This is a genomic window from Stenotrophomonas sp. 62841_Sma, assembly GCF_056482945.1.
Genome location: NZ_CM151224.1, coordinates 654,616 through 678,463, shown reverse-complemented (window position 1 = coordinate 678,463; position 23,848 = coordinate 654,616). Strand labels below are relative to the sequence as shown.

The following is a 23,848-nucleotide window of genomic DNA, read 5'->3' as shown; positions in this document are numbered from 1 at the left end:
ACCATGCAAATTGTCTGAAAGTGAGCTGTGCGGGAGAGTCGACGTTCGCGATCCCCAGCGCAGCCACGCTGGATGCCCCGCCATCACAAGCAGCCGCAGCCCATGCCCGAGTAACGCCGGCATCGATATATCTCATTGCTTGACGGTGATCTACAGCGTGGCGGCGACCACGCCGAAGGCGAATCGGAACGCCTGGCTCAGGGGAATACCTGCCGGAAGGGTTTTGACAGTGTCGCAAAAGCACTTGAGAAGGGCCCGACCAACAAACTCCGCTTCACTTGACTGGCCCGCTGGCTTTCGACAGCCATCGGAAGTGGCAGGCGAGGCTGATCCAGGGAGCCCCCCAACCGATTGCCAGTATCAGCAGTATCGGATCCACTCCAAAACTTGAAACTGTTATCACCAACGCGGAAACAGCCTGAGCAGCTGACACTAGAAACAGCGTCCCCAGCACTGGCGCGGCGGGCTTCAATCCATCCGGTCCGCGCATATGCCACGTGTTTATGAGCTGGTAAACAGGCGGGATCGCCGTCACAGACAGCAGACCCCACATCGCAAGCAATCCAAGAACTGCGCTGTTGTCACCGCCATGCGCCCATACCCCTAGCATCAGCAGCAGCGAACCCAACAGGCCAGCCAGCGCGCAGGGAATGGAAAAGAGCAGGAGATGCAGAAGCAGTCCGACGCCCTTTCGGCGACCCGTCGAATTCATGGTTTCCCCACGGTAATGAAGACCATGGGGAGGTTAGGCAGGTGATCTTCTCACCACCATGCAAATTGTCTGAAAGTGAGCTGTGCGGGGCAGTGGACGCTTACGACCGCCAACGCAACCATGCCAGGTGCCCGGCCATCACCAGCAGCGGTGGACCAAACCCGAGGAAGCCCAATGTTGAGATCTCCCCGCGCTTGAAGGTGAAGTACAGCGTGGCGGCGACCACTGCCAACGCGGCCAGCACCCCCAGCGCCAGGCCTACCCAGGCGACAACCGGCGATTGGCGCAGGCCTGCAACACCGCGCCACAGGAACAGGCCAGTCAGCCACAACCACGACAGCAGGCCGATGATTCCGGCCGACGACCACAACAGTAACAGCGTGTGCTCGTCGCCCGTCAGGTACTTGCCATCCCATACGACCATCAGCCCCAGCACGGCACCCGTGCCGCCTGCCGCCGCGGTAGGCAGGCCCACCAGCAGGCCGGCAATGGCCATCCAGCGCTTGTGATGACGCTCATCCATGCGTTCGGTTTCCTTCCATGGGCCGCGTCATGCGCGGCGTTTGATCCACACCAGCATCGCAGCCGGCACCAGCATCGACGGGCCCAACAGCAACAAGCCGATGCCTTCGGCGTTCACGGCGATGCCCCACCACAGCGCAAGCCCCAGCGGGGGCAAGGCGGCGAGACCGCCCGCCAGCAGCATCCACCACCAGAGGCGGTGCACGTGCAGCCCGGCACGCCCCTGCATCAGAAAACCCGCGCTCAGCCACAACCAGGCCAGGCAGCCGGCAATGCCGGCCAGGCCCCACAGCGGCATCACCGTTACCGAGGCCAGCGTGCCATGACCAAACTGGCCCAGCCCCATCAGCAGCAGCATCGTCGCCGCCGCGCCGCCCATCGCCAGGCTGGGCAGGCCGAACAGCACCGCCAGGACGGTGTAGAGGTACTTGAGGTGGCGCTCATCCATGCGCGGTTACTCCCATACCGGGGTCGGAGCCCTTCCCGGCGGGAAGGGATCCGACCCCTGCTGCGATCAGCCGTAGACCGGGTACTTGCGGCACTGCGCGCTGACGGCGTCGCGCACGCGGGCGATGACGGCGTCATCGTTCGGTGCGTCGAGCACGTCGGCGATCCAGTTGGCCAGGTCCACGCAATCCTGTTCGACGTAACCACGGGTGGTCACCGCCGGGGTGCCCAGGCGCAGGCCCGAGGTCACGAACGGCGAACGCGGATCGTTCGGCACCGAGTTCTTGTTGACGGTGATGTGGGCCTTGCCCAGCGCGGCTTCCGCGTCCTTGCCGGACACGTCCTTGCCGATCATGTCGACCAGCATCAGGTGGTTCTGGGTGCCGCCGGAGACGATCTTGTAGCCGCGCGCGATCAGCGTGTTGGCCATCGCCTGGGCGTTCTTCACCACCTGCTGCTGGTAGGCCTTGAAGCCCGGTTCCAGCGCTTCCTTGAAGGCCACGGCCTTGCCGGCGATGACGTGCATCAGCGGACCGCCCTGGATGCCCGGGAACACGATCGACTGCAGCTTCTTGACCAGGTCTTCGTCGGCGCCCTTGGCGACGATGATGCCGCCGCGCGGGCCGCGCAGGGTCTTGTGGGTGGTCGAGGTGACCACGTGCGCGTGTTCCAGCGGGCTGGGATAGACGCCAGCAGCAACCAGGCCGGCGACGTGGGCCATGTCGACGAACAGGTAGGCACCGACCTTGTCGGCGATGGCGCGGAAGCGCGCCCAGTCGATCACCTGCGAGTAGGCCGAGAAGCCGGCCACGACCATCTTCGGCTTGTGCTCCAGGGCCAGGCGCTCGACTTCGTCGTAATCGATCAGGCCCTGGTCGTTCACACCATACTGCACGGCGTTGAACAGCTTGCCCGAGGCGTTGACCTTGGCACCGTGGGTGAGGTGGCCGCCGTGGGCCAGGCTCATGCCGAGGATGGTGTCACCCGGCTGCAGCAGGGCGAAGTACACGGCCTGGTTGGCCTGCGAGCCGCTGTGCGGCTGCACGTTGGCGTAGTCGGCGCCGAACAGCTGCTTCAGGCGGTCGATCGCCAGCTGCTCGGCGATGTCCACGTATTCGCAGCCACCGTAGTAGCGCTTGCCCGGGTAGCCTTCGGCGTACTTGTTGGTCAGCTGGCTGCCCTGCGCTTCCATCACCGCCGGGCTGGTGTAGTTCTCGCTGGCGATCAGCTCGACGTGGTCTTCCTGGCGCTGGGTTTCAGCGGCGATGGCCTTGGCCAGTTCGGGATCGTAGGATTCGATGCGGACGTCACGCGGGAACATCGGGTACTCCAGCAGGCAGGGAAAAGGGGTACGGCTCAGCCCCCGATTGTAGCCCCGCACCGGGCCTGCCGGGGCCGAAACGGACGGGGCCGGCATCCCCGAAGGAATCCGGCCCCGTATGGTTTCGAGTGCGCTGTACCGGCGTACCGGTAGATCCACGCCATGCGTGGAGGTGGCTGCGGACTCAGCGGCTGCTGAGCACGTACTGGGCGATCACACCGGTGGCGATGGCCACCAGCAGCATGTTGCCGCGGTCATCGCGGATCCAGTGGTGGCCATACGGCGGGCGACGCAGGTGATAGCGCGGGTAGTCGTTCACCACATAGACCGGGCCACGGTAGTAGTCGCGGTAGCGATGGCCGACCTTCCAGCCGTAGCCCGGGCCATAGGCCGGGCGGTACACCACACGCGGCGGTGCCGGGCGGTAGTAGCGGTCATGGTCGCGGTGCCACTCGCGGCGATCCTGGCGGTAGTCGCGCCGGGCCTCGCGGCGGTCGCGCTCCCAGTCACGGCGATCCTGGCGCCACTCGCGGCGATCATGGTCGCGGCGGTGGTCGTTGTCGGCGAAGGCCGGGGCCACGGCGCCGAGCGCCAGCACAGAGGCCACGGCGCCGGCCATTACTCGATTGATGCGCATGTCAGACCTCTGCTCGGGTGGGTGGTGAGCCCATATTGCGCACCCGATCTGAACCGTTTCCGGCTGGAAACGCTTCCCGCTACAGGACTGTGACCGGGTATTCAGGCCGCGGCCAGCCCGACGCCCCTGCCCGGGCGCGGCCCGGAACCGGTTCCGGCTATAATTGGCGGTATTCCATTTCAGTCTGTGCCCGCTGCCGCAACGGGATGTTCCCGTGACGGGTCGGGCGCAGGGCCGCGCCTACGGAGACCGCATGTCCTCGCAATACATCTACACCATGAACCGCGTGTCCAAGGTGGTCCCGCCCAAGCGGCAGATCATCAAGGACATCTCGCTGTCCTTCTTCCCGGGCGCGAAGATCGGCCTGCTGGGCCTGAACGGCGCCGGCAAGTCCACCGTGCTGAAGATCATGGCCGGCGTGGACACCGATTTCGAGGGCGAAGCCCGCCCGCAGCCGGGCATCAAGGTCGGCTACCTGGCGCAGGAACCGGAACTGGACCCGACCAAGACCGTGCGTGAAGCGGTCGAGGAAGGCGTGGGCGAAGTGCTGCAGGCCCAGGCCGCGCTGGACGCGGTGTACCTGGCCTACGCCGAGGAGGGCGCCGACTTCGACGCGCTGGCCAAGGAACAGGAGCGCCTGGAGGCGATCCTGGCCGCTGGCGACGCGCACACCCTGGAGAACCAGCTGGACGTGGCCGCCGATGCGCTGCGCCTGCCGCCGTGGGATGCCGTGGTCGGCAAGCTGTCCGGTGGTGAGAAGCGCCGCGTGGCGCTGTGCCGCCTGCTGCTGCAGAAGCCGGACATGCTGCTGCTCGACGAACCGACCAACCACCTCGACGCCGAGTCGGTGGAATGGCTGGAACAGTTCCTGGCGCGCTACACCGGCACCGTGGTGGCGGTCACCCACGATCGCTACTTCCTGGATAACGCCGCCGAGTGGATCCTGGAACTGGACCGCGGCCGCGGCATTCCGTGGAAGGGCAACTACACCGACTGGCTGACCCAGAAGGATGAACGCCTGAAGCAGGAAGACAACCAGGAAAAGGCTCGCCAGAAGGCGATCCAGAAGGAACTGGAGTGGTCGCGCCAGAACGCCAAGGGCGGCCGCACCAAGGGCAAGGCCCGTCTGGCCCGCCTGGAAGAGCTGCAGTCGGTCGATTACCAGAAGCGCAACGAGACCAATGAAATCTTCATCCCGCCGGGCGAGCGCCTGGGCAATGCGGTGATGGAGTTCAAGAACGTCTCCAAGAAGTTCGGCGACCGCCTGCTGTTCGACAACCTGAGCTTCCTGGTGCCGGCCGGCGCCATCGTCGGCATCATCGGCCCGAACGGTGCCGGTAAGTCGACCCTGTTCAAGATGATCACCGGCCAGGAAAAGCCGGATACCGGCGAGATCGTGGTCGGCCCGACCGTGAAGCTGTCCTACGTGGACCAGAGCCGCGACGCGCTGGAAGGCAACCACAACGTCTTCCAGGAAATCGCTGGCGGCCTGGACATCCTCAACATCAACGGCATCGAGATCCAGTCGCGCGCCTACATCGGCCGCTTCAACTTCAAGGGCCAGGACCAGCAGAAGATGGTCGGTTCGCTGTCCGGTGGTGAGCGTGGCCGCCTGCACATGGCCAAGACCCTGCTGCAGGGTGGCAACGTGCTGCTGCTCGACGAACCGTCCAACGATCTGGACATCGAAACCCTGCGTGCGCTGGAAGATGCGCTGCTGGAGTTCCCGGGCAACACCTTCGTCATTTCGCATGACCGCTGGTTCCTGGATCGCATCGCGACCCACATCCTGGCGTTCGAAGGCGACTCGCACGTGGAGTTCTTCCAGGGCAACTACCGCGAGTACGAAGAAGACAAGCGCCGCCGCATGGGCGACGACGCTGCGCCGAAGCGCCTGCGCTTCAAGGCGCTGAAGTAAGGCAACAGGAAAGGCCGCGCTCGCGCGGCCTTTCTCCTTTTGGTAGGTCGCCACCGTTGGTGGTGACGCTGTGAAGCGTACCGACCAACGGTCGGCACCCACGTTCTGCATTCGGGTAGGTCACGACCGTTGGTCGTGACGCATTATTGTCGCGAGATTCCCCCATGTCCCTGTTCGAGCGCCTGTTCCAGCTGCAGCAGCACGGCACCACCGTGCGCACCGAGCTGCTGGCCGGTGTCACCACCTTCCTGACGATGTCCTACATCGTCTTCGTCAATCCCGAGATCCTCGGCACCACCGGCATGGATGCGGGCGCGGTGTTCGTGGCCACCTGCCTGGCCGCTGCACTGGGTTCGGCGGTGATGGCGCTGGCCGCCAACTTCCCGGTCGGCATGGCGCCCGGCATGGGCCTGAACGCGTTCTTCGCCTTCACCGTGGTCGGCGCTGCCGGCCTGCCGTGGCAGCAGGCACTGGGAGCGGTGTTCATCTCCGGCCTGGTGTTCCTGGTGCTGTCGCTGACCGGTGTGCGTGCATGGCTGGTGTCGGGCATTCCTTCGTCGCTGCGCTCGGCCATCGTGGCCGGCATCGGCCTGTTCCTGGCGATCATCGCGCTGCAGAAGTCCGGCGTGATCGTCGGCAATGAAGACACGCTGGTGGCGCTGGGCCCGTTGAACACGGCGCCGCCGCTGCTGGCGCTGGCCGGCTTTCTGCTGATCGCGGTACTGGAAGCGCGCCGCATCCGTGGCGCGATCCTGATCGGCATCCTGGCCGTGACCGGCGCTGGTTGGGCATTGGGCGACGTGCAGTACCAGGGCCTGGTCTCGCTGCCGCCGAGCCTGGCGCCGACCTTCCTGCAGCTGGACCTGCCGGGCCTGCTGCACCATGACGGCGGCGCGCCGATCGCGGTGCTGCTGCAGGTGGTGCTGGTATTCGTGCTGGTGGAAGTGTTCGATGCCACCGGCACCCTGTACGGCGTGGTCGGTCGCGCCGGCCTGCTGAAACTTCCGGGCGCGCAGAAGCGCTTCGGCCGTGCGCTGCTGGCCGACAGCACCGCGATCGTGGCCGGCTCGATGCTCGGTACCAGCAGTACCACCGCGTTTGCCGAAAGCGCCTCGGGCGTGCAGGTAGGTGGCCGTACCGGCCTGACCGCACTGGTGGTATCGGCACTGTTCCTGGCCGCGCTGCTGTTCTCGCCGCTGGCGGCGATGGTGCCCAGCTATGCCACCGCACCGGCGTTGCTGTTCGTGGCTGGCCTGATGCTGCGCGAACTGGTGGAAGTGGACTGGAGCGACCTGACCGAATCGGTGCCGGCGGCACTGTGCGCGCTGGCGATGCCGTTCACCTACTCCATCGCCAATGGCCTGGCGTTCGGCTTCATCGCCTACGCCGCGCTGAAGGCCGGTACCGGCCGCTGGCGCGAAGTGCATCCGGCGGTGTGGCTGGTGGCGGTGCTGTTCACCCTGCGCTACGCGTTGGAATAAGCGGTAGGTGATGCCGGCCAGCGGCCGGCACTACCAGAGCACGCTTCGGCCAGCGGCCGGCGCTACCGGGCGCTGGTTCACCTGCTGCGCACGGTGCTCTGGGATGATGCGGGCATGGTGCCGCCAGTCCTTCCTGCTGATCCGTCCTCGCCGTTGCGCCGCCGGCTGCTGCGTGCGGCAGTGCTGGCACCGCTGGCCGCTGCGCTGACCACCCTGCCCGGCTGCTCGTTGCCGGTGCAGGTCGATGGCACCTTCCTGCAGCCGTGGCGCAGCCACCTGCAGTGGGGCCTGGCCGACTGGCAGCGATCCTTGAAGCTTGCCCATACGCTGGGCTGCCGGCAGCTGGTGCTGCAGTGGACCGGCATCGTCGGTGGCAGCGACGGCGACTGGTCGTTGCCCGACAGCAGCCTGCAGCAGCTGTTCACCGCCGCCAGCGGGAACGACATCCGCATCCGCGTCGGCCTGCCCTTCCAGCAACGCTGGTGGCAGGCCATCGGCGCAGACGATGCCACGCTGCAGGCCTTCCTGGCCGACAGCCTGGCGCAGGCACGCCGCTGGTTGGCACAGGCGCCCTGGGCGCAGCAGCCGGCCTTCGGGGGCTGGTACCTGCCCTACGAGCTGGAGCAGTACCACTGGGCCGATCCGGCACGCCAGCTGTGGCTGGCGCAGTGGTTGCACGGCCTGGTGCAGGCCGCCGGCGCACGCGGCGGTGACTGTGCGATCTCCTGTTACTTCAGCCGCCTGCAGACCAATGGCAACCTGGTCACGCTGTGGCAGGCGGTACTCGCGCACGCGGCCGTGCGGCCCATGGTGCAGGACGGCGTGGGGGTGGCCGGCGCCGGCAACGTGCAGCAGCTGCAACCGCTGCTCGATCATCTCCATGCCAACGGCATCGGTTTCGATGCGATCGTTGAACTGTTCCGCGAACTGCCCGGCGGCCCCGCCGACGGCAGCGGATTCAAGGGCGAAACGGCCGATGCCGCACGCATCCAGCGGCAGTTGGCATGGGCACGCGACAGCGGCGCACAGCACGTGCTGGTCTATGCACTGGAGCCATGGCTGACCCAGGACACACCGCAGGCCGCAGCGCTGCGGCGACGCTGGGGCCTGCCTCAGTAGTAGAGGATGGCGGTGGCGAACAGGCCCTTGGCACGCTGCGTATCACCACCGCCGATCGCGATGCGGTACTGCACGGTCAGGTCCAGGTAGGAACGCGGCGTGTTGTAGTGGTCCTCGCGGAACCAGTAACGCACGCCCACGCCTGGCCCTGCGCCAAGTGACCAGCTGCGCTGTGTATCGTTGAGCGCGAACGACTGCGCCGGGAACAGCGGGTAACGGATGTCGCGCACGCGCGAGCGCTGGTCCAGCCAATCGGCGCCAACCACGACATAGGGTGTGACCACCCAGTGCGTCTGCCCGGCACCGAAACGGAAGCTGCGCCCGGCACGCAGTTCACCGGCAGCGAACCACTGTTCGCGATGCAGGCGGCCATTGGCCTCGCCAAGGCGCCGCACCGGCGTGCCGTTGGCATCGAGCGCGTCGAGGGTGAAGGTGGCACCGTTGTCGTCCCAGGTATATCCCCCCTGCGCATAGCCACTGACCATCCACCACTGGTTCACATCGGTGCGCAGATCGGTGCCGTGGTAATAGCCGTAGGTCAGGTAGGACATCCATCCACCGGAACCGCTGGCCAAGCGGTAGCGCGCCAGCGTGCTGGCTTCCAGTGGCCGGTTCAGGGCCAGCTGCAGGCGGCACTGCACCGCTGCCGATGCGGGGTAGACCTCGCCCTGGCGGGTGGCACTGCCGAGGAACTGGCGGCGCTCGATGCCGGCGCTCAAACCGGTCTGGCCAAAGGCGTAGCGCAGGCCGAACGAGGCGATGGTGGACGGCCAGCCGGTGGTCGAGCGCGAATGACTGAGGCGCTCGGCGCGTGCACGCGCATCCGGCGTTGATTCGCCGGTGCACGGATCCACCGCACGGATCGACTCGTAGGTGCCACCCTCGTCGTACAGCGTGTTGAGCAGGCGTGCGTAGAGCTCCAGCGTGCCATGCTGGTCATTGAACGCTGGTGGCCGCCAGAACGCCTCCAGCGTACTGAACACCGAATCGCCGGGCGTACTGATCGCCGCACCGCCGACATTGGTTGCGGCCTGGCGCGCACCCCGGAAACCCGCCGAGGCGACCACGCCCCACTCGCGTGAATAGTTGGCGATGGCATTGCGCACGTTGTAGCGCTGATGCTCATCCAGCGGCAGCTCACCGACGTCGGCGCGGTCGATGGCGCTACGCAGCAGTGACACCGCCTGTGGATGATCGCCGTTGGCTGCGCTGGCGTAGGCCTGGTCGAGCACCACGCTTTTCGGTGCCTTGCCGGTGGCCTCGGCGGCACGGAAGTCGGCCAGTGCGCGCGCAGGTTCGTGCGCCTTCTGGTTGAGGTAGCCGCGCTGCATCAGCGCCTCCGCATCGTCAGGGCGCTGTGTCAGCGCCGCATCCAGGCGCTGCCGTGCTTCGTCCTGCTGGGCACGGTTGCCCGCCGCCAGCGTGGTGGTGAGCAGGCCTTGCAGGTTCGCGTCGTCCGGTGCGAGTTGCACGGCCTGCCGCGCCTCAACGATGGCATCGGCGTAGTCCTCGCGCGCGTAGGCAGCGTAGGCGCGCTGTGCGGCACCGCCATCGCCCTGCAGGTCGGCCGGCATCAGCTCGCAGACATTGCTTGTGTCGCTAGACTGGCAGTGCTGGAACGGTGCCGGGTAGGTCTGGGCGCTGATGCGGGGAAGCGCGCGACTGGAACGGATCGCCCGGGCGCGTTGCTCGATGCCCTGCTGCAGCAACTGCTGCGCGCGTGCATCGCCCGCATCCGTCGGCAATGCCGACTGCAAGGGTGCCAGCAGCGCCGCGGCGCGCGTGCGGTCGGCACTGGCCAGCGCCGCATCCACCGCCAGCAGACGCACGTTGCGCTGCTGCATGGATGACCCGGGCGTGGCGAGTGCCGCATCGAAATCCTCATTGGCCCGCAGTGAACTGCCCTGGCGCTGGCGCAGGTAACCGCGCATGACCCGTGCATTGAGGTCGTTGGCATCTACCTGCAATGCCTGATCAGCACTGTGCTCAGCGTCGGCCAGCTGATCGCCCTGCAGCTGCGCGGTGATCAGCAGCAACCGGTATGAAGCCACGTCGGGGGCCAGTTCCACGGCAGCGTGCGCCTGCTCAATGGCGGCGGCATCCTCGCCTGCGGACAGCGATTGATAGGCCTGCTGGGCCTGCAGCAGGGCGCCTTGGCGACCCAATGCCACGCGCCGCGCGCGCAGCGCCTCGGCATTCGGTGCACCCAGCTGCAGCGCGGTGCCGATGGCGGCGTCGGCCTGTTCGGGCTGTTGCTGTGCCTCCAGTGCCGCCACCCACAGCAGTGCCCAAGCGCCCTGTTTCGGCTGCTGCCGGAACGCCTGCTCGGCCTTGCTGGCCGCCTCTCCCATCCGCCCGGCGTCATAGGCCGCGTACGCCTCGGTGGCCAGCGCGTAGGCCTGCTGCCTGCTGCGGTCTGCGGCGCTGCCGACCGGACGCGATGGGGATGTCGTGCGCGCACCTTCGCCTCCGGTTGCCGCGCTACGTGCAGCGGTGGCAGCCGCCAGCGCCGGCAAGGCCGGATCTTTCATCCCCGCGTCCAGCGCACGGCGCGCCTGCTGCTGCGCTTCTGCGCCACGCCCGAGCTTCTGCAGCGCATAGATCTGCAGCAGGCGCAGCCGCACCACATCCGGGCGCAGCCGGATCGCTTCAGTGGACTGCTGGTACGCCGCTCGGTAGTCACCACGCTCATAGGCGGCAAACGCCTGTTCGGCGATACGGTAGGCAGCTCCAGACAATGGCAGCTGCGCATCGGCCTGGGCCTGTACCGATACGCTGGCCGTGGCCAACGCGACGGCAATGACGGTGGACAGCAGCGTGGTCTTCATGCCGGCAAGGCTCCGGGAGGCGGTGACTGCAGCGCGGCCGCACGTCGACGCTGCTCCTGCATGGCCTGGGCCACGGCCTCCTCGGTGGTGATGCCCTGCTTGACCAGGTAATCGCCGATGCGGCCGTCGCGCTGCGGCATGTAGTCGTCCAGTGCGATCTCGAAGCGCGCGTGGTCGATCAGGCGCATCTCCACCAGCAGGTCGCCCAGCAGCGGCACGTTGTCCAGGTGCCACTGCCGGTCGCCGCCGATCAGGCGCAGGCCCGCGTTGATTTCGCTTTCGCGGGCGATGCTCTGTTCGACGTGCTCGCTGCGGGTTTCCTGCTTCAGCAGTGCCAACGCCTCTTCGGGCAATGGGCTGGCCACGGCCAGCCGCAGGGTGCCTTGCTGGCGCGGTGGCAGCGGCAGCATGCGCCATTGCACGCAGGCATCGGCACTGACCGGGAACTGGCAGGCGCGCAGGTAGTCCACGTCGATGACCGCGCGTGGCAGGTCGCCCTGGAAGGCGATCGCCTCGGCCAGCGTTTCATCATCCAGCCAGCCCTGGGTGAGCAAAATGCGGCCCAACGGCTGCTGGCGGCCTGCCTGCTGCTGATCCAGCGCCTGCTGCAGGCGTTCGGGTTCCACCGCCTGCCAGGTGCTCAACAGCTCACCGAGCTGCTTGCGGGTCTGCACCAGCTGCGCCGCATCCGGGAAGTCGTGCATGGTCTTGTCCCAGACCATGCGCTTGCCGAACAGCAGGTAGGCCAGGAACACCTTCCACGCGCGTGCGGTGGCCATGAAATTGATCATGTTGCCGACCACCATGCGCGGGATCGACATCAGCGCATGCTCCCAGCCATACAGCCGGTTGACGAAGTAGAAGCGCTGTACGACGCGGGTGGCCAGCGCCGCCGTGGTCAGCAGCGCCACGTTCATCTGCCAGGTACCGGCCTGGAACACGCTGGGAAACTGCATCGTCCACAGCCCGGTCATCTTCAACAGCCAGAACAGCAGCAGCTGCAGGAAGATGACGTAGGCGATGATGCTGACGAACGAGGTGATGATGCCCTTGCGGTCACGCGCCAGCAGGTACTTGGTGGCCAGCGAGCCGCGCCAGCCCAGCGACTCCCAGCTCTGCAGGCCGATGCCCAGCACCCACCGCGCCTTCTGCCGGTACGATGCGCGGAAGTTGTCGGGGAAGTACTCGCGCACGCACAGCGCCATCTGCTGGGTGCGCTCGCGTACCGGGCCCCAGCCGAACCAGGACGGGCGACGCACGCGGAACTGCACCGGGAAGCGCGCGAAGATCGACTGCATCCCCATCGCCGCCAGCCGCGCACCGACGTCGTAGTCCTCGGTGAGGCTGTCGGTGTTGAAGGGCTGGTTGTCGGTCTGCGCGCTCAGTGCCAGCAGCGCGCGCCGCGAGAAGCAGGTGCCGACGCCCGCCGACGGCACCATGCCGGAAACACTTTCACGCACCACCAGATCCTTGGCATGCCATTCGGCGAACTCGTCCATGTAGACGCCGGCCACCAGTTCGTACCACTCGCGGTCCAGCGAGGTGACCGGCAACTGGATCATGTCCTTGCGCGGCAGCAGGTAGTTGTAGAAGCGCAGTTCCATCGGGTGCAGCACGTCCTCGCTGTCGTGCAGGATCACCCCGGCGAACTCGATGTCGTGGCGTTTCTCGTAATCGAAGATGGCCAGGATCAGCCAGTTCAGGCAGTCGGCCTTGCTGGTCGGCCCGTCATGCGGCACTTCCACGCGGCGCAGGCGCTTGTAGCGGCGGCGCATGCGCTCGACTTCGTCGATGGTCTGCTGATCATTGGGATAGGTGCCGACGAACACGACGTACTCGCGGTAGTCGAGCACGTTGATCATGTTCTCCACCATCTGCGCGATGACGTCGTACTCCATCCACGCCGGCACCATGATTGCCAGCGGCTGTTGCGGCCGCTGCAGCAGGTCTTCCTGGCTCAGTGGCCGGTACGCCTCGCGACGCTTGATGGTGAGCGCCCGCCAGCTCTCGCGCACCCAGTACCAGACATCGATGAACAGGTCATCGAGGCTGGAGATCAGGATCAGCACGGCCACCGCCGCCGCCGTGGTTTCCAGGGCAGCGTAGTAGTTGGCCAGCTGGATGTTCCAGAACAGACCGTCCACGGTGGATCAGTGCCCTGTGTTGGCGGACTTGCGGCGACGCACCTGGGTAACGCGGGCGGCCAGCAGCGCGAACACGATCACGCCGACCAGCAGCAGCAGCCAGACCATGTGCCGTTCCCACTTCGATTGCGGATTGCCGTCCTGCGCGATACGCGTGCCATAGGGATCCTGGCGGTCGAATTCGCGCACGGCATCACTGCCGTCGAGCACGGCGAGATCACCGCGCAGCAGCCGGAACGGTGCGCCGAATGACGGTGCCTGTGCGCCCAGGTCGCTGTACAGCACGCCGAGCTGGCCGCCGGAGGTGCCGACCTGCACCACCGCGGCACGATCCAACCCGCTGACATCCAGCAGCGGCTGCGGCTTCCCGCCGATCAGCAGATGACCGTCCTTCAGGCCGGCCACATCGACACCCGATGGCGCCACACCGAACGCCAGCCACGGCGCACCCGGGCTGACCGCCGCACCGGCATCGACCACCTTCAGTTCCGACGCCTCCGGCGAGGCACCCACTGCACTGGCCACCGCAATCACCTTGCGCAGCGATGCCGGTGCATCCTGCAGCCACGTGGCCGGCACGAACACCTGGTTGCCGCGCGACAGCTGACTGCTGGCGCCGACGAAATCACTGCCCAGCGACCGCTTGGTCAGGGTCAGGTGGCTGCTGGGCAGGATCGAGACCGGATAGGCGGTGGCCGGATCGTGGCAATAAGGTCGTGCCGGCTGGCGCAGGAAGCTGACGCGGATCTCGTTGCGCGCCGACAGCGCGTAGGCCGGCACCTTGGCCACCAGCCGTTGCGGCTGGCCATTGGCCGACAGCACCTTGCCGCCCAGCAGGTAATCGTTGAAATGGATCGTGGCCACCGCGCCCTGCCCGGCGGCGTTGGGCGCCGCCGAGACATCGATCACCACTTCCTCGGGCAGGCGCCCATCGGCCGACAGCGCGCCGAGGTCGAAGGTGGCACTGCGGTCCGCGCGGGTGACCACATCCATCGTACCGGCGATGTTGCCGAGCCGGCTCAGCAGCACCTGGTCTCCGTCCAGCTTCGGTGTTCCCGCCGCGCTGACCTGCAGGCTGCGGCCCAGCGCATAGCTGCGCCACTGTTCGGCGAACAACCCGGCGACCTTGCCCGCCGCCGGGTCGACCACCAGCGTCGGGCGGCCGGCAACAGCGACCACGCTGACCGAGGCGTTGGCCGCGGGCTTTTCCAGGCCCCCCATATCGGTACCGCGCCATGCGGCGAAAGCAGTGCCCGCATCGGCACCCATAGCCGCAACCTGCACGGCCAGCGCGTCCAGTGCCGCGCGTACGCCGGTCCGCAACGCTTCGCTGCCGATCATCACGTCAGCGGCCAAGGGCCCACTGTCACGCAACGACAGCAGCGCCCCCACTTCGGCCAGGTCCTTGATCGCATGCGTACGCTCGCCCGCAGCCAGCGCGGCATAGGCCGGCACGCCCTGCAGGCTGGCCGGGATGCTGATGCCGGTCAGGTCGACGCTGTCACCGACCTTGGGCAGCGCCACCACCTGCACCTGCTTGCCGCCGCCCTGCAACGCGGTACCGATGCGCCAGGCGGCGTCGTAGGCCGGCGCCTGCAGCGTCTTGCCATCCACCAGCAGCCGCACCTGCGGTGGCAGCGCGCCCCAGGCCTTGGCCACGGTATCCACGGCACGCCCATCGAAGCGGTAGCTGAAGCGCGAGTCCGGCGACAGCCGCAACACGTTGGCCGGCGCGCTCTGGTCGGCACATTGGTAGTCGGAGACGATCGACCACCAGCCGACGCCGACCCGCACGAAGCCGTTCTGGCGAGGTTCGCCATCGATGGCCAGCAGCTGGCTGGCATCACCCTGCGCATCGGTGATCGAACGCGCGGCGATCGGGTCGCCGTCGACCGACCACAAACCGGAAGTGCGCCCAGCGTGGCCGCGCACATAGCGCCCGTCCAGCTGCAGCTGCGCATCGCGGGTGGCGACGCCGGCCGGCACCGGCAGGTAGACCTCGCGCTGGCTCTCCTGCCCGCTGAGCACCAGCGGTTGGCGGAAACCGAGTTCACGCAAGGTCATCTGCCGGTTGACCGTGCTGTCGCCGCTCCATTCGGCGAATTGGCCGGCGACGCTGTCGGCGGCATGGGCACTGGCAACCACGCCCGACAGGACGAACGCGGCGGCGGATGCAAACAGGGGAGAGCGGCCGGTCTGGGTCATGGCGTCACTTCGCGTGGATGGAGGTGGGCGGCACCGCTGTTGCGGAGGCCGGGCGAGAATTCGGGAAGGGGCGTGCCACGCAGGGCGGCGACGACGCGCGCGCTGGCACGGCCATCGCCGTAGGGGCTGGCGTCGGGATCGAAGCGGGTCGGGTGCGGTGGTTGTGCCAGTGCCGCGTTGACCGCCTCGACAATGCGCGAGGGCCTGGTGCCGACCAGCGTCACCACTCCGGCCTCGACCGCCTCCGGGCGTTCGGTGACGTCGCGCATGACCAGCACGGGCTTGGCCAGCGCAGGCGCTTCTTCCTGCACGCCACCGGAGTCGGTGAGGATGACGTCGGCGCGCTGCATCAGGCGCACGAAGCGCAGGTAGTCCTGCGGCGGCACCAGGTGCACGTTGTCGAGATGGCCGAGGTGGGCGTTGACCGGGCCCTGTACGTTCGGGTTGAGGTGCACCGGGTACAGCACCTGCAGGTCCGTGCGTCGCGCCAGCTCGGCCAGTGCACGGCAGATGTCCTCGAAGCCCTGGCCGAAACTCTCACGGCGGTGGCCGGTGACCAGCAGCAGGCGACGATCGGGGTCAAGCATGTGGAAGGGTTCGTCAGCCCGCGCACGCAGCGCCGGGTCGGCATCCAGCCGCTCTACGGTCTGCTGCAGGGCATCGATGACGGTATTGCCGGTGACCAGGATCTGCCCGCCCAGGTGTTCACCGGCCAGGTTGGCGCGCGAGCTGGGCGTGGGCGCGTACAGCTGGTGGCCGACCACATCGATCACCCGCCGGTTCATTTCCTCCGGCCACGGCCGGTTGATGTCACCGGTGCGCAGGCCGGCCTCGACGTGGCCGATTGGAATGCGGTGATGGAACGCGGCCAGCGCGGCGGTCATCGCCGTGGTGGTATCGCCGTGCACCAGTACCCGGTCCGGGCGAACCTGCGTGTAGAGCGCGTCAAGCCGTTCGAACAGCTTGGAACACAGGCCATTGAGCGTCTGGTTGGGCACCATGACATCGAGGTCATGGTCGGCGGTGATCGCGAACAGCGACATCACCTGGTCCAGCATCGCCCGGTGCTGGCCGGTGATGCAGACCACCGATTCGATGTCCGCAGCCTCCGCCAAGGCCCTTACCAGCGGCCCCATCTTGATCGCTTCCGGTCGCGTGCCGAACACCGACAGGACCTTCATCGCAGCGCTCCGAAAGGCCGGCGCGAGGGAATGCCAGGAGCTGTAGCCACGTCTGGATCCTTTCGGCGTTCCCGTCCAACACCCGCAGGCAGGAGACGGTCACCTCATGAGGAAACTCCAAAATCGCGACGTACATCACATTCGAATGATGGTACGTGCGTCGTGGCATTGATCTTCATCGTTGGAAGATCAAGACGCAGTCAACGCCGCCCGTGGAACGGGCGACGTTGCGGTGGAACGCAGCAGTGGCGCGGCCTGCGGCCGACTTACTCGTACTGGATGGTGAAGGTGGCCTGGCCGTTTGCGACACCTGCACCCACCGTGCCGGCCTGGGTCTGCACATAGCGGGCACGCAGCGGCAAGGTCATCGTGCTGGTACCGGGCGTGGTGGTACCGACGTTGACAGTCTGGCCGAAACGCACTTCGCGCTCGGTGCTGCCATCACGCTGGACCATCTGGATGCCGATGCGGGTGGCACTGTTGGTGGCCGCGCTGAGCTTCAGCACGCCCGGCATGTTCGAGCTGTCCTGGTCGGCATCCAGGCGGATACCGATCTTGCTCTGATACTGCGCGACATTGCTGCCTTGGCAGTTCAGACGGATCTCGAAATCGCGATCGACAGCCTTGGAACCGACACCGGTGAACGTGGTGTTGGGCACGCTGCCGAAATCGACGGCAATGTTGCGACTGCCCGCCTGCACTTCGCAGGTCGGGCTGACCACGGTGGTGCCCGAGCCCTTGAAGGTGGAGGTCAGTTCCGGACGGCCAGGGCCGTCGCCGTCGAGATAGTAGGTGGTGAAGCGACCGTTGGGCGCGATGATGCCCGACCCCGTCTGCGCGGCCGTCTTGATCAGTTCAACCCGGAAACGCCCACCATTGAGTGTCAACGTGCGATTGCCCGGCAGTGGCAGAGTATGCGGGTAGTAAGTCTGGATGGAACCGGAATCGCGATAGACACGGATACCGACCCCCGCAACGTCGGTAGCATAGACGTCGTTGAAACCTGGCACAGCATTTTGTTGTGCAGCGTTGACGAAGCGGCCATTGGCGCTGCCCCCCCAGCGATCACATGTGCCTATGTTGTTACGCTGGTTGATCGGCACGATCAGTTCCTTGATCAAACCACCGACCGGCAGGTTGGGCAGAATGACGATCTGCCCCATGTCCATCTGCACGTCCTGCGCGACAAAACCCTGCTGCGTGATGTAGCAGGTTGCCAACGCCGGGCTGGCGAGGGTAATACCTCCCAAGATGGCCACGGTGGCAAGCAGCTTGCGGCCACGGGAAGAGATCATCGGCATGCTGCCTCCAGCGGGATGAAGCCGGTCTTGGACGCATCGGCGCCTGCCGGAACCTGGTAATCGACGGTGCAGCGCTGGTCGGCGCCGGCGCCCCACTCCACCAGCAGGCTGCCCTGGTTCTTGTCACTGCGCACGTACAGGCGGCCGCCCTGGCTGACCATGCCCACCGGCTGGCCCTGCTCGTCCTTGACCTGCGCACCGAACGGCATGGTGCGGCCATCGGTGTTGCGCACCTGGATCAGCAGCGCGTTGCCCTTGCGGGTATCGAAGCGCAGGTAGCTGATGGCACCGGCGAACGGCGCGATCGACTGGCTGGTGCTTTCCAGCTCGACGTCGTGGGCCATGCCCTGCGGGTCGAGGGTGACGGTATTGAGGCGGTACGGCGACACGTACGGGACCACCGCGTAGCCGCGGCCGTCGACGCGCAGGCCCGGGGCGTTGCTGACGATCGCATCGCGTGCGCCCGGCGCTTCCACCAGCACCATGGTGTCGCCACGCTGCGGGGTGAAGGTGAAGCCGCCCGGATGCACGACCACGCTGCCGTTGGCACCGACCGACGCCTGGCGGAAGTCACGCGAGTGGCTGTAGCTGGCGTTCAATGCGGAATAGCGGCTGCGGTATTCGACGTTGCCGATCGCGGTGGTGCTGCCCTCGCGGGAATCGGACAGGGCCGCGCCATAGCTGAAGTTGTTGTCGACACCGGCCGAACCGGTGATGCCAACGCGGCTGTTGTCGTAGCCCCCGCGGTCGCGCACGCCAAGATCAGCACTGAACGACACAGGGTGGGTACCACGGCCCAGCGGCACGCTCATCGACAGCAGGTACTGGGTATCCGAGCGACCGAGTACGCCCTCTTCGGTGCGCAGCGCCGAGAAACCGTAGTTCACCGAACGCCAGGCGTTGTTGTAGCCGACCTGGTACTGCTTGGAGGTGCCGGAACGGTCGTAGAAGTCACGCACCGAACCGGTCACGTACAGCGCGCCGCCACGACGGCCCAGCGGCTGGTTCAGCGTTACCTGGAACTGGCTGCGCTGACGGCCACGGGTGGTCGGATCGATGCCGCGCTTGTCCGAATCACGGCCGTACAGCGCATCCTGCAGGCTGTAGAAGCCTTCGGTCGAATAACGGTAGGCGGCCAGGGTCAGGTTGGTCCCGGTCTCGCCGATCATGTTGCTGTAGCTCAAGCGCACGCTGGCACCGGTGTGGTTGCCGTAGTGGTCGAACGTCGTACGTGCGTGGGTGACGTCGGCGGCGAACGCGCCAACCGGCGTGGACAGGCCGACGCCGTACAGCAGCGACAGGTAGCCGTCGCTCAGTGCACTGCCGCCGTACAGCGTCAGCTGGTTGCCGATACCGCGCTGGTAGGTGCCCTGCACCAGCCACGGCTCATCGGCCAGCAGCTTGTTGCGCACCTGGCCGGCGGTCAGCGAGTAACGCGACACGCCTTCGCGCAGCATCTGCGGCACCGAACCGAACGGCACCTTGAATTCGCGGCGGCGGCCATCGGCCTCGATCACGCTCACTTCCAGGTCGCCGCCGTAGCCGGTCGGGTACAGGTCGTCGATGACGAAGCTGCCCGGCGACACGGTGGAGGAGTAGATCAGCTGCTCGTTCTGGCGCACTTCGATGCGTGCGTTGGTCTCGGCGATGCCGCGCACGACCGGCGCGTAACCGCGCAGCGAATCGGGCAGCATGCGGTCGTCGCTGGCCAGGCTGGCACCGCGGTAACCGATCGAGTCGAACAGTTCACCTGTGGTGTAGGCCTCACCGATGGTGAGCATGCCGCGCACCTGCGGGATGCCGCGCTGTGCATAGGTGGCGATGCTCTGCCAATGGCGGCCATCGCCCTCGGACCAGGTCAGGTTCGAATCGTGGCGGAACTGCCAGCCACCCAGGTTCATGCCGGCGTTGAGGCCGAGGTAGGCACTGCGGTTGCGCTGGCCACCTTCGACACGGCTGTCGCTGTCGATGGCATTGAAGCTGTAGCCGACGAAGCCGGCATTGATGCCGCGGTCCCACAACGCCGGGTTGACGTAACCGCGCGCCTCACGGCGCAGGAACACCTGCGGGATGCTCAGGTCGTAGCGCAGGTTGCCGCTGTCATAGACACCATAGGCATTGGCCATGCGCTGCTGGACCGGCACGCAGCTGGTCTTGTCGGTCGGCACGGACGGATCCTGCTGCAGCAGCACGGCTTCGCTGTCCACGCCCATTTCTTCCAGCATCGGCAGCGGCAGGCAGGCGTCGACACGGCCCTGCGCATCGGCCTTGAACTGCAGATCGCGACGGCCCTGCCAGGCACCGTTGACGTAGACGTCGACGCGGTAGTTGCCGGCCACCATCGGGTTGCCGTTGCTGAAGGCCGCCAGATCGACCTGCTTGGCCTGGCCAGACAGGAAGCTGGAGTTGAACTGGGCCGATTCCGGTGCACGCGCATTGGCCGCACCACTCTGCGCCATCAGCGCCTGTTCGCCGAGATTGGCCGGGGCAGCCAGCGCCCATCCTGGGCAGGCCACGCCAGCAACCAACAGGCAAAGCGCCTGATGGATCGACAATGTCAATCTGTTTCCGATCACACTGACATTCCTTCAATTCGCCGCACAGCGGCGGTGGCGGGATGCGCAGGCCCAAGGCCGGCGCGGCGCGTTCAGCCCCCGGTGCTGCCGAGGCGGATGGTGTGTTCCACCCGGCCGCCGTAGTCGTTGATGGTGATGAAGCGGACCTGGTCGGTGCCCGCCGGTGCGGCGAACTCCAGGCTCTGCTTCGGCGCGACCATCGCGCCCTTGTCCTCGACGGCCTTTTCACTGCTGCCGGTCACGGCATGTACTTCGGCCAGAGTGACGTGGAAGGGGCTCGGGTTTTCCACCCGCAGACGGTCGCCCGTGCGGGTCCAGCGCAGCGCTGCCGGCGCGTCGTTGGCGACGCCCTTCAGGCCCTGCGGCCGGTAGAAAAGCTTCAGGCGCGAACGGAACGCGACCTGCAGGTAATTCTGTTCGCCGCTGTCGGCGTTGTCCGGGGACGGCGGAACATCCAGCACGTTGAGCCAGAACACCGACTCACGGTCGGTCGGCAGCTGCGCGCCGGAGAAGATCAGTCGCAGCGCCTGGCTGCGGCCCGGTTCGACGCGCGCGATCGGCGGCGTCAGCACGAACGGGGCATCGCTGGTATCGGCGGTCTGGTTGGCATCGCCGCTGTCGATCCAGGCCTGCACCAGCGCCGGAGAATCGCCCACGTTGTCGACCTGCACGGTGACTTCGCGCGCCTGCGCCGGATAGATCACTCGCGTGCCATTGACCACCACGCCGGCCAGAGCGTTCTGGCAGAAGGGCAGCGTGAACGCTGCCAGCAGCAGCGCCCGGGGAAAGAATGCTTTCATCGGAAGTACTACGCTCGAGGTATGTGGCCAGGGGCCGCGATGCACTGGCCGGCGCGTACGCCGGCCAGCGCGGGTACGACTACGATCAGTTGTAGATGATCGTGTACTTGACGCTGCTGGTGACGTCGCCCGGGGTGGCGGCGTTAGTGGCGTAGTACTCAGCGTAATAGTTCAGATTGGCCGAGCCGTCGGTGCCGACGGTGACCCACTGCGAGTTCTCCTGGGCCAGACCGAGGCCAGCCGCCTTGATCGGCAGGAACGTGTTGTTCGAGCCCAGCAGCTGCAGCTGCACGTTGGTGGCAGCGTTGGCCGAAGCCTGGTTGACCAGGCGGCCGCTGTTGAAGTCAACAGTGGAACCCGGCTCGAAGTAGGTGGCGACGTTGCCGGCGCTGCACTTGCTCAGGTTGATGGCGAACGGGGTACGGCCCGCAACGGCACCGGCGGTGGCCAGGGTGTTCTTGGACACGGTCGGCAGGTTGACGGCGAAGTCCTTGCCGCCCGGGGTCGAGATGGTGCAGGTCTTGTCGGTCACCTTGCCGTTGAAGGTGATGGTGCCGTCGGCGGCGTTGGCGGCCAGCGGAGCGGCGGCCAGCATCAGAGCGGCGATGATATTGATCTTGTGCATTCGCTTTTACCTAACCCTACTGAAGAGATGAGAAGTAGAGGAGGAAGCAAGGAGCACTGCCGGGCTATCAAGACCCATCCTTGCGTCTCACCTGTGGCCGGACTCGGACATACCTTCCCCTGAATCCGTGACGCAAGTATAGGCACAACTGTGATGAAAGTCTCATTATTTTTCTGAACGCCAATTCATTGACGCCTCAAATGTGACGTGGTATGCGGAATGAGAGCCCGGCGGGCGTGGGGGATTTGACGGCAAGGCGATCAGGTCACAAACGACCCTGCATGACGCTTCCCGTGGCGCGTTCGGCATGCGCGAAAACAGGCTTTTTTCAGGTGGAAATCGCCTTATTTGATGCGCATCACTCTTTCTTGGTGATGGCCCTAGCAGATTCGGATTTGTCCTATTAAAGACGGATCGAACCTGTCGCTAACTAGGACACACCGAACCAGAGAACGTGTCATGAGGAACTCCATTCTGCTGTGTGTGGCCCTGATGTCCGTCAGTGCGCTGGCCCAGGCCAGCAGCGGCAGCATCCGTTTCAGCGGCCGTATCGCCGAGCCGGGCTGCACGACGAACCTGTCCCAGGGTGAGCTGAGCCTGGCCGCCTGCCCGCCCTCGGCCAAGGGCTCGACGGTGGCCGTGACGGCGCTGGCCGATGGCCAGGCCGCGACGCTGCGCGACGGCAAGCGCCAGGGCCAGAAGCTGTCGGTGTCGGCCAGCGCGATGCGCGCCGGCGATATCGCCTTCTCCGAGCGTTACAGCGTGCAGGCTTCGAAGCAGCAGCCGCTGCAGGGCGCCTACCTGGTGGTGGTCGACTACCTGTAAGCCGACGTGTTTACGCCGGCGGCAGCTCGAAGACCTGGCGCAGATAGGCCAGGTAGCCCGGGTCGTCGCACATGCTCTTGCCCGGCGAATCGCTGAGCTTGGCCACCGGCTGGCCGTTGCAGCGGACCATCTTGATGACGATGTTGAGCGGCGTTGGCCCCAGATCATTGGTCAGGTGGGTGCCGACGCCGAAGGCGACCTGGCAGCGACCACGGAAGTAGTCGTACAGGCGCATCACCTTGGCGATGTCGAGCCCATCGCTGAACACCAGCACCTTGCTGCGTGCATCCACCCGGCGCTGCTGGAAGTGGGCCAGCATGCGGTCGCCCCAGTCGAACGGATCGCCGGAGTCATGGCGGACGCCGTCGAACAGCTTGCAGAAGTACATGTCGAAGTCGCGCAGGAACGCATCCAGGCCGACCACGTCGGACAGCGCGATGCCGAGGTCGCCGCGATACTCGCGTGCCCACGATTCCAGTGCCGCCACCTGCGAATCGCGCAGGCGTGGGCCCAGCGCCTGGAATGCCTGCAGGTACTCATGGGCCATGGTGCCGTGCGGGGTCATGCCGTACAGGCGGGCGAAGTGCACGTTGCTGGTGCCGACCAGCTGCGGGCCGAGCGCATCGCGCAGCAGCGGCAGCAGACGGGCATGCCAGTCACGCGAGTAGCGGCGGCGGCTGCCGTAGTCGGCGATGCGGCACTGCTCGAACCCCGGGGTATCACGCAACAGCGCGGCCTTGGCCTGCAGGCGGCGCTCGCCCTCGGCGAAGTCGGCGGTGGTGGTGTTGCGGAACCAGACTTCGTTGATGATCGCCAGCAGCGGCACTTCGAACAGGATGGTGTGCAGCCAGGGCCCGGTGATGTCCAGTTCGATCTCGCCGGGCACGGTCTTCGACGCGCGCAGCTGGATGTACTTGCGGTCGAGGTGGAACAGGCCGAGGAAATCGGCGAAGTCCGGCTTCACGAAGCGCAGGCCACGCATGTAGTCCAGCTCCGCGTCGCTGAAACGCAGGCTGCACAGATGGTCGATCTCTTCGTCGATCTGGTCGATGTAATGGGCCAGGTCGATGCCGGGCGTGCGGCACTTGAACCGGTACTGCACCTGGGCGCCGGGGTGCTGGTGGAGCACCGCCTGCATCATGGTGAACTTGTACAGGTCGGTGTCGAGCAGGGACTGGATGATAGGCATGGGGCGGATTATGCGCC

General features: G+C 66.4%; 18 protein-coding genes. 4 read left to right on the top strand and 14 right to left on the bottom strand.

Annotated elements, in window-relative coordinates; all coding sequences use genetic code 11:
• Positions 1 to 274 precede the first annotated feature (274 nt).
• The 5 genes from ACZK5G_RS03010 to ACZK5G_RS02990 all read right to left on the bottom strand — a co-directional run bounded on the left by ACZK5G_RS03010 (position 275) and on the right by ACZK5G_RS02990 (position 3,639).
• Entirely contained in the window at positions 275 to 712 is a 438-nt protein-coding gene (locus ACZK5G_RS03010; protein ID WP_197615382.1) for a hypothetical protein, read from the bottom strand.
• 100 nt (positions 713 to 812) lie between these two features.
• Positions 813 to 1,235, bottom strand: a complete 423-nt coding sequence (locus ACZK5G_RS03005) for a hypothetical protein (protein ID WP_478465294.1) — start codon at positions 1,233 to 1,235, stop codon at positions 813 to 815.
• A gap of 27 nt (positions 1,236 to 1,262) precedes the next feature.
• Positions 1,263 to 1,682 (bottom strand): hypothetical protein, encoded by a 420-nt coding sequence (locus tag ACZK5G_RS03000; RefSeq protein ID WP_478465293.1) that lies wholly within the window; start codon positions 1,680 to 1,682, stop codon positions 1,263 to 1,265.
• A gap of 66 nt (positions 1,683 to 1,748) precedes the next feature.
• On the bottom strand, positions 1,749 to 3,002 hold the full coding sequence (glyA, locus tag ACZK5G_RS02995; protein ID WP_010481990.1) for a serine hydroxymethyltransferase: 1,254 nt from the start codon (positions 3,000 to 3,002) through the stop codon (positions 1,749 to 1,751).
• A 184-nt stretch (positions 3,003 to 3,186) separates the two neighbouring features.
• Positions 3,187 to 3,639 carry an RcnB family protein gene (locus ACZK5G_RS02990; RefSeq protein WP_478465292.1) on the bottom strand — a complete coding sequence of 151 codons (453 nt, stop codon included), beginning with the start codon at positions 3,637 to 3,639 and terminating at the stop codon, positions 3,187 to 3,189.
• A 253-nt stretch (positions 3,640 to 3,892) separates the two neighbouring features.
• Here ACZK5G_RS02990 and ettA point away from each other — a divergent pair, with 253 nt between their 5' ends.
• The 3 genes from ettA (at position 3,893) to ACZK5G_RS02975 (ending at position 8,157) form a co-directional block, all read left to right on the top strand.
• Positions 3,893 to 5,557, top strand: a complete 1,665-nt coding sequence (gene ettA / locus ACZK5G_RS02985) for an energy-dependent translational throttle protein EttA (RefSeq protein ID WP_005412220.1) — start codon at positions 3,893 to 3,895, stop codon at positions 5,555 to 5,557.
• A gap of 164 nt (positions 5,558 to 5,721) precedes the next feature.
• Positions 5,722 to 7,038, top strand: coding sequence for an NCS2 family permease (locus ACZK5G_RS02980; protein WP_005408048.1), 1,317 nt, complete (start codon positions 5,722 to 5,724; stop codon positions 7,036 to 7,038).
• 114 nt (positions 7,039 to 7,152) lie between these two features.
• Entirely contained in the window at positions 7,153 to 8,157 is a 1,005-nt protein-coding gene (locus ACZK5G_RS02975) for a DUF4434 domain-containing protein (protein ID WP_478465291.1), read from the top strand.
• On the opposite strand, the gene ACZK5G_RS02970 is transcribed toward ACZK5G_RS02975, so the two are convergent.
• From ACZK5G_RS02970 to ACZK5G_RS02935, 8 genes are all read right to left on the bottom strand, one after another.
• Positions 8,151 to 10,985, bottom strand: coding sequence for an NfrA family protein (locus ACZK5G_RS02970; RefSeq protein ID WP_478465289.1), 2,835 nt, complete (start codon positions 10,983 to 10,985; stop codon positions 8,151 to 8,153). The two genes, ACZK5G_RS02975 and ACZK5G_RS02970, sit on opposite strands and share 7 nt — an antisense overlap.
• Positions 10,982 to 13,129, bottom strand: a complete 2,148-nt coding sequence (locus ACZK5G_RS02965; protein WP_478465287.1) for a glycosyl transferase family protein — start codon at positions 13,127 to 13,129, stop codon at positions 10,982 to 10,984. The genes ACZK5G_RS02970 and ACZK5G_RS02965 overlap by 4 nt, the downstream gene beginning before the upstream one ends.
• A gap of 6 nt (positions 13,130 to 13,135) precedes the next feature.
• On the bottom strand, positions 13,136 to 15,334 hold the full coding sequence (locus tag ACZK5G_RS02960; RefSeq protein ID WP_478465286.1) for a hypothetical protein: 2,199 nt from the start codon (positions 15,332 to 15,334) through the stop codon (positions 13,136 to 13,138).
• Positions 15,331 to 16,515: a non-hydrolyzing UDP-N-acetylglucosamine 2-epimerase gene (gene wecB, locus ACZK5G_RS02955; protein ID WP_478465285.1), complete on the bottom strand. Its 1,185-nt coding sequence runs from the start codon at positions 16,513 to 16,515 to the stop codon at positions 15,331 to 15,333. The genes ACZK5G_RS02960 and wecB overlap by 4 nt, the downstream gene beginning before the upstream one ends.
• Positions 16,516 to 16,781: 266 nt before the next feature.
• Positions 16,782 to 17,816 carry a fimbrial protein gene (locus ACZK5G_RS02950; protein ID WP_189720563.1) on the bottom strand — a complete coding sequence of 345 codons (1,035 nt, stop codon included), beginning with the start codon at positions 17,814 to 17,816 and terminating at the stop codon, positions 16,782 to 16,784.
• Positions 17,807 to 20,371, bottom strand: a complete 2,565-nt coding sequence (locus tag ACZK5G_RS02945) for a fimbria/pilus outer membrane usher protein (protein WP_049462840.1) — start codon at positions 20,369 to 20,371, stop codon at positions 17,807 to 17,809. Before ACZK5G_RS02945 ends, ACZK5G_RS02950 begins: the two co-directional genes overlap by 10 nt.
• Positions 20,372 to 20,463: 92 nt before the next feature.
• Positions 20,464 to 21,192, bottom strand: a complete 729-nt coding sequence (locus ACZK5G_RS02940; RefSeq protein WP_032128056.1) for a fimbrial biogenesis chaperone — start codon at positions 21,190 to 21,192, stop codon at positions 20,464 to 20,466.
• A gap of 85 nt (positions 21,193 to 21,277) precedes the next feature.
• Positions 21,278 to 21,817 (bottom strand): fimbrial protein, encoded by a 540-nt coding sequence (locus ACZK5G_RS02935; RefSeq protein ID WP_049462839.1) that lies wholly within the window; start codon positions 21,815 to 21,817, stop codon positions 21,278 to 21,280.
• 459 nt (positions 21,818 to 22,276) lie between these two features.
• On the opposite strand from ACZK5G_RS02935, the gene ACZK5G_RS02930 reads away from it, so the two are divergent.
• Positions 22,277 to 22,642, top strand: coding sequence for a hypothetical protein (locus ACZK5G_RS02930; protein ID WP_014645902.1), 366 nt, complete (start codon positions 22,277 to 22,279; stop codon positions 22,640 to 22,642).
• 10 nt (positions 22,643 to 22,652) lie between these two features.
• Here ACZK5G_RS02930 and pncB read toward each other — a convergent pair whose 3' ends face one another.
• Positions 22,653 to 23,831, bottom strand: coding sequence for a nicotinate phosphoribosyltransferase (gene pncB, locus ACZK5G_RS02925; RefSeq protein ID WP_010482009.1), 1,179 nt, complete (start codon positions 23,829 to 23,831; stop codon positions 22,653 to 22,655).
• Positions 23,832 to 23,848: the final 17 nt, after the last annotated feature.

Excerpts from the sequence above, each read along its gene's own strand:
- ACZK5G_RS03010 (WP_197615382.1), bottom strand. The coding sequence starts at position 712 with ATGAATTCGACGGGTCGCCGAAAGGGCGTCGGACTGCTTCTGCATCTC.
- ACZK5G_RS03005 (WP_478465294.1), bottom strand. The coding sequence starts at position 1,235 with ATGGATGAGCGTCATCACAAGCGCTGGATGGCCATTGCCGGCCTGCTG.
- ACZK5G_RS03000 (WP_478465293.1), bottom strand. The coding sequence starts at position 1,682 with ATGGATGAGCGCCACCTCAAGTACCTCTACACCGTCCTGGCGGTGCTG.
- glyA (WP_010481990.1), bottom strand. The coding sequence starts at position 3,002 with ATGTTCCCGCGTGACGTCCGCATCGAATCCTACGATCCCGAACTGGCC.
- ACZK5G_RS02990 (WP_478465292.1), bottom strand. The coding sequence starts at position 3,639 with ATGCGCATCAATCGAGTAATGGCCGGCGCCGTGGCCTCTGTGCTGGCG.
- ettA (WP_005412220.1), top strand. The coding sequence starts at position 3,893 with ATGTCCTCGCAATACATCTACACCATGAACCGCGTGTCCAAGGTGGTC.
- ACZK5G_RS02980 (WP_005408048.1), top strand. The coding sequence starts at position 5,722 with ATGTCCCTGTTCGAGCGCCTGTTCCAGCTGCAGCAGCACGGCACCACC.
- ACZK5G_RS02975 (WP_478465291.1), top strand. The coding sequence starts at position 7,153 with ATGGTGCCGCCAGTCCTTCCTGCTGATCCGTCCTCGCCGTTGCGCCGC.
- ACZK5G_RS02970 (WP_478465289.1), bottom strand. The coding sequence starts at position 10,985 with ATGAAGACCACGCTGCTGTCCACCGTCATTGCCGTCGCGTTGGCCACG.
- ACZK5G_RS02960 (WP_478465286.1), bottom strand. The coding sequence starts at position 15,334 with ATGACCCAGACCGGCCGCTCTCCCCTGTTTGCATCCGCCGCCGCGTTC.
- wecB (WP_478465285.1), bottom strand. The coding sequence starts at position 16,515 with ATGAAGGTCCTGTCGGTGTTCGGCACGCGACCGGAAGCGATCAAGATG.
- ACZK5G_RS02950 (WP_189720563.1), bottom strand. The coding sequence starts at position 17,816 with ATGCCGATGATCTCTTCCCGTGGCCGCAAGCTGCTTGCCACCGTGGCC.
- ACZK5G_RS02940 (WP_032128056.1), bottom strand. The coding sequence starts at position 21,192 with ATGAAAGCATTCTTTCCCCGGGCGCTGCTGCTGGCAGCGTTCACGCTG.
- ACZK5G_RS02935 (WP_049462839.1), bottom strand. The coding sequence starts at position 21,817 with ATGCACAAGATCAATATCATCGCCGCTCTGATGCTGGCCGCCGCTCCG.
- ACZK5G_RS02930 (WP_014645902.1), top strand. The coding sequence starts at position 22,277 with ATGAGGAACTCCATTCTGCTGTGTGTGGCCCTGATGTCCGTCAGTGCG.
- pncB (WP_010482009.1), bottom strand. The coding sequence starts at position 23,831 with ATGCCTATCATCCAGTCCCTGCTCGACACCGACCTGTACAAGTTCACC.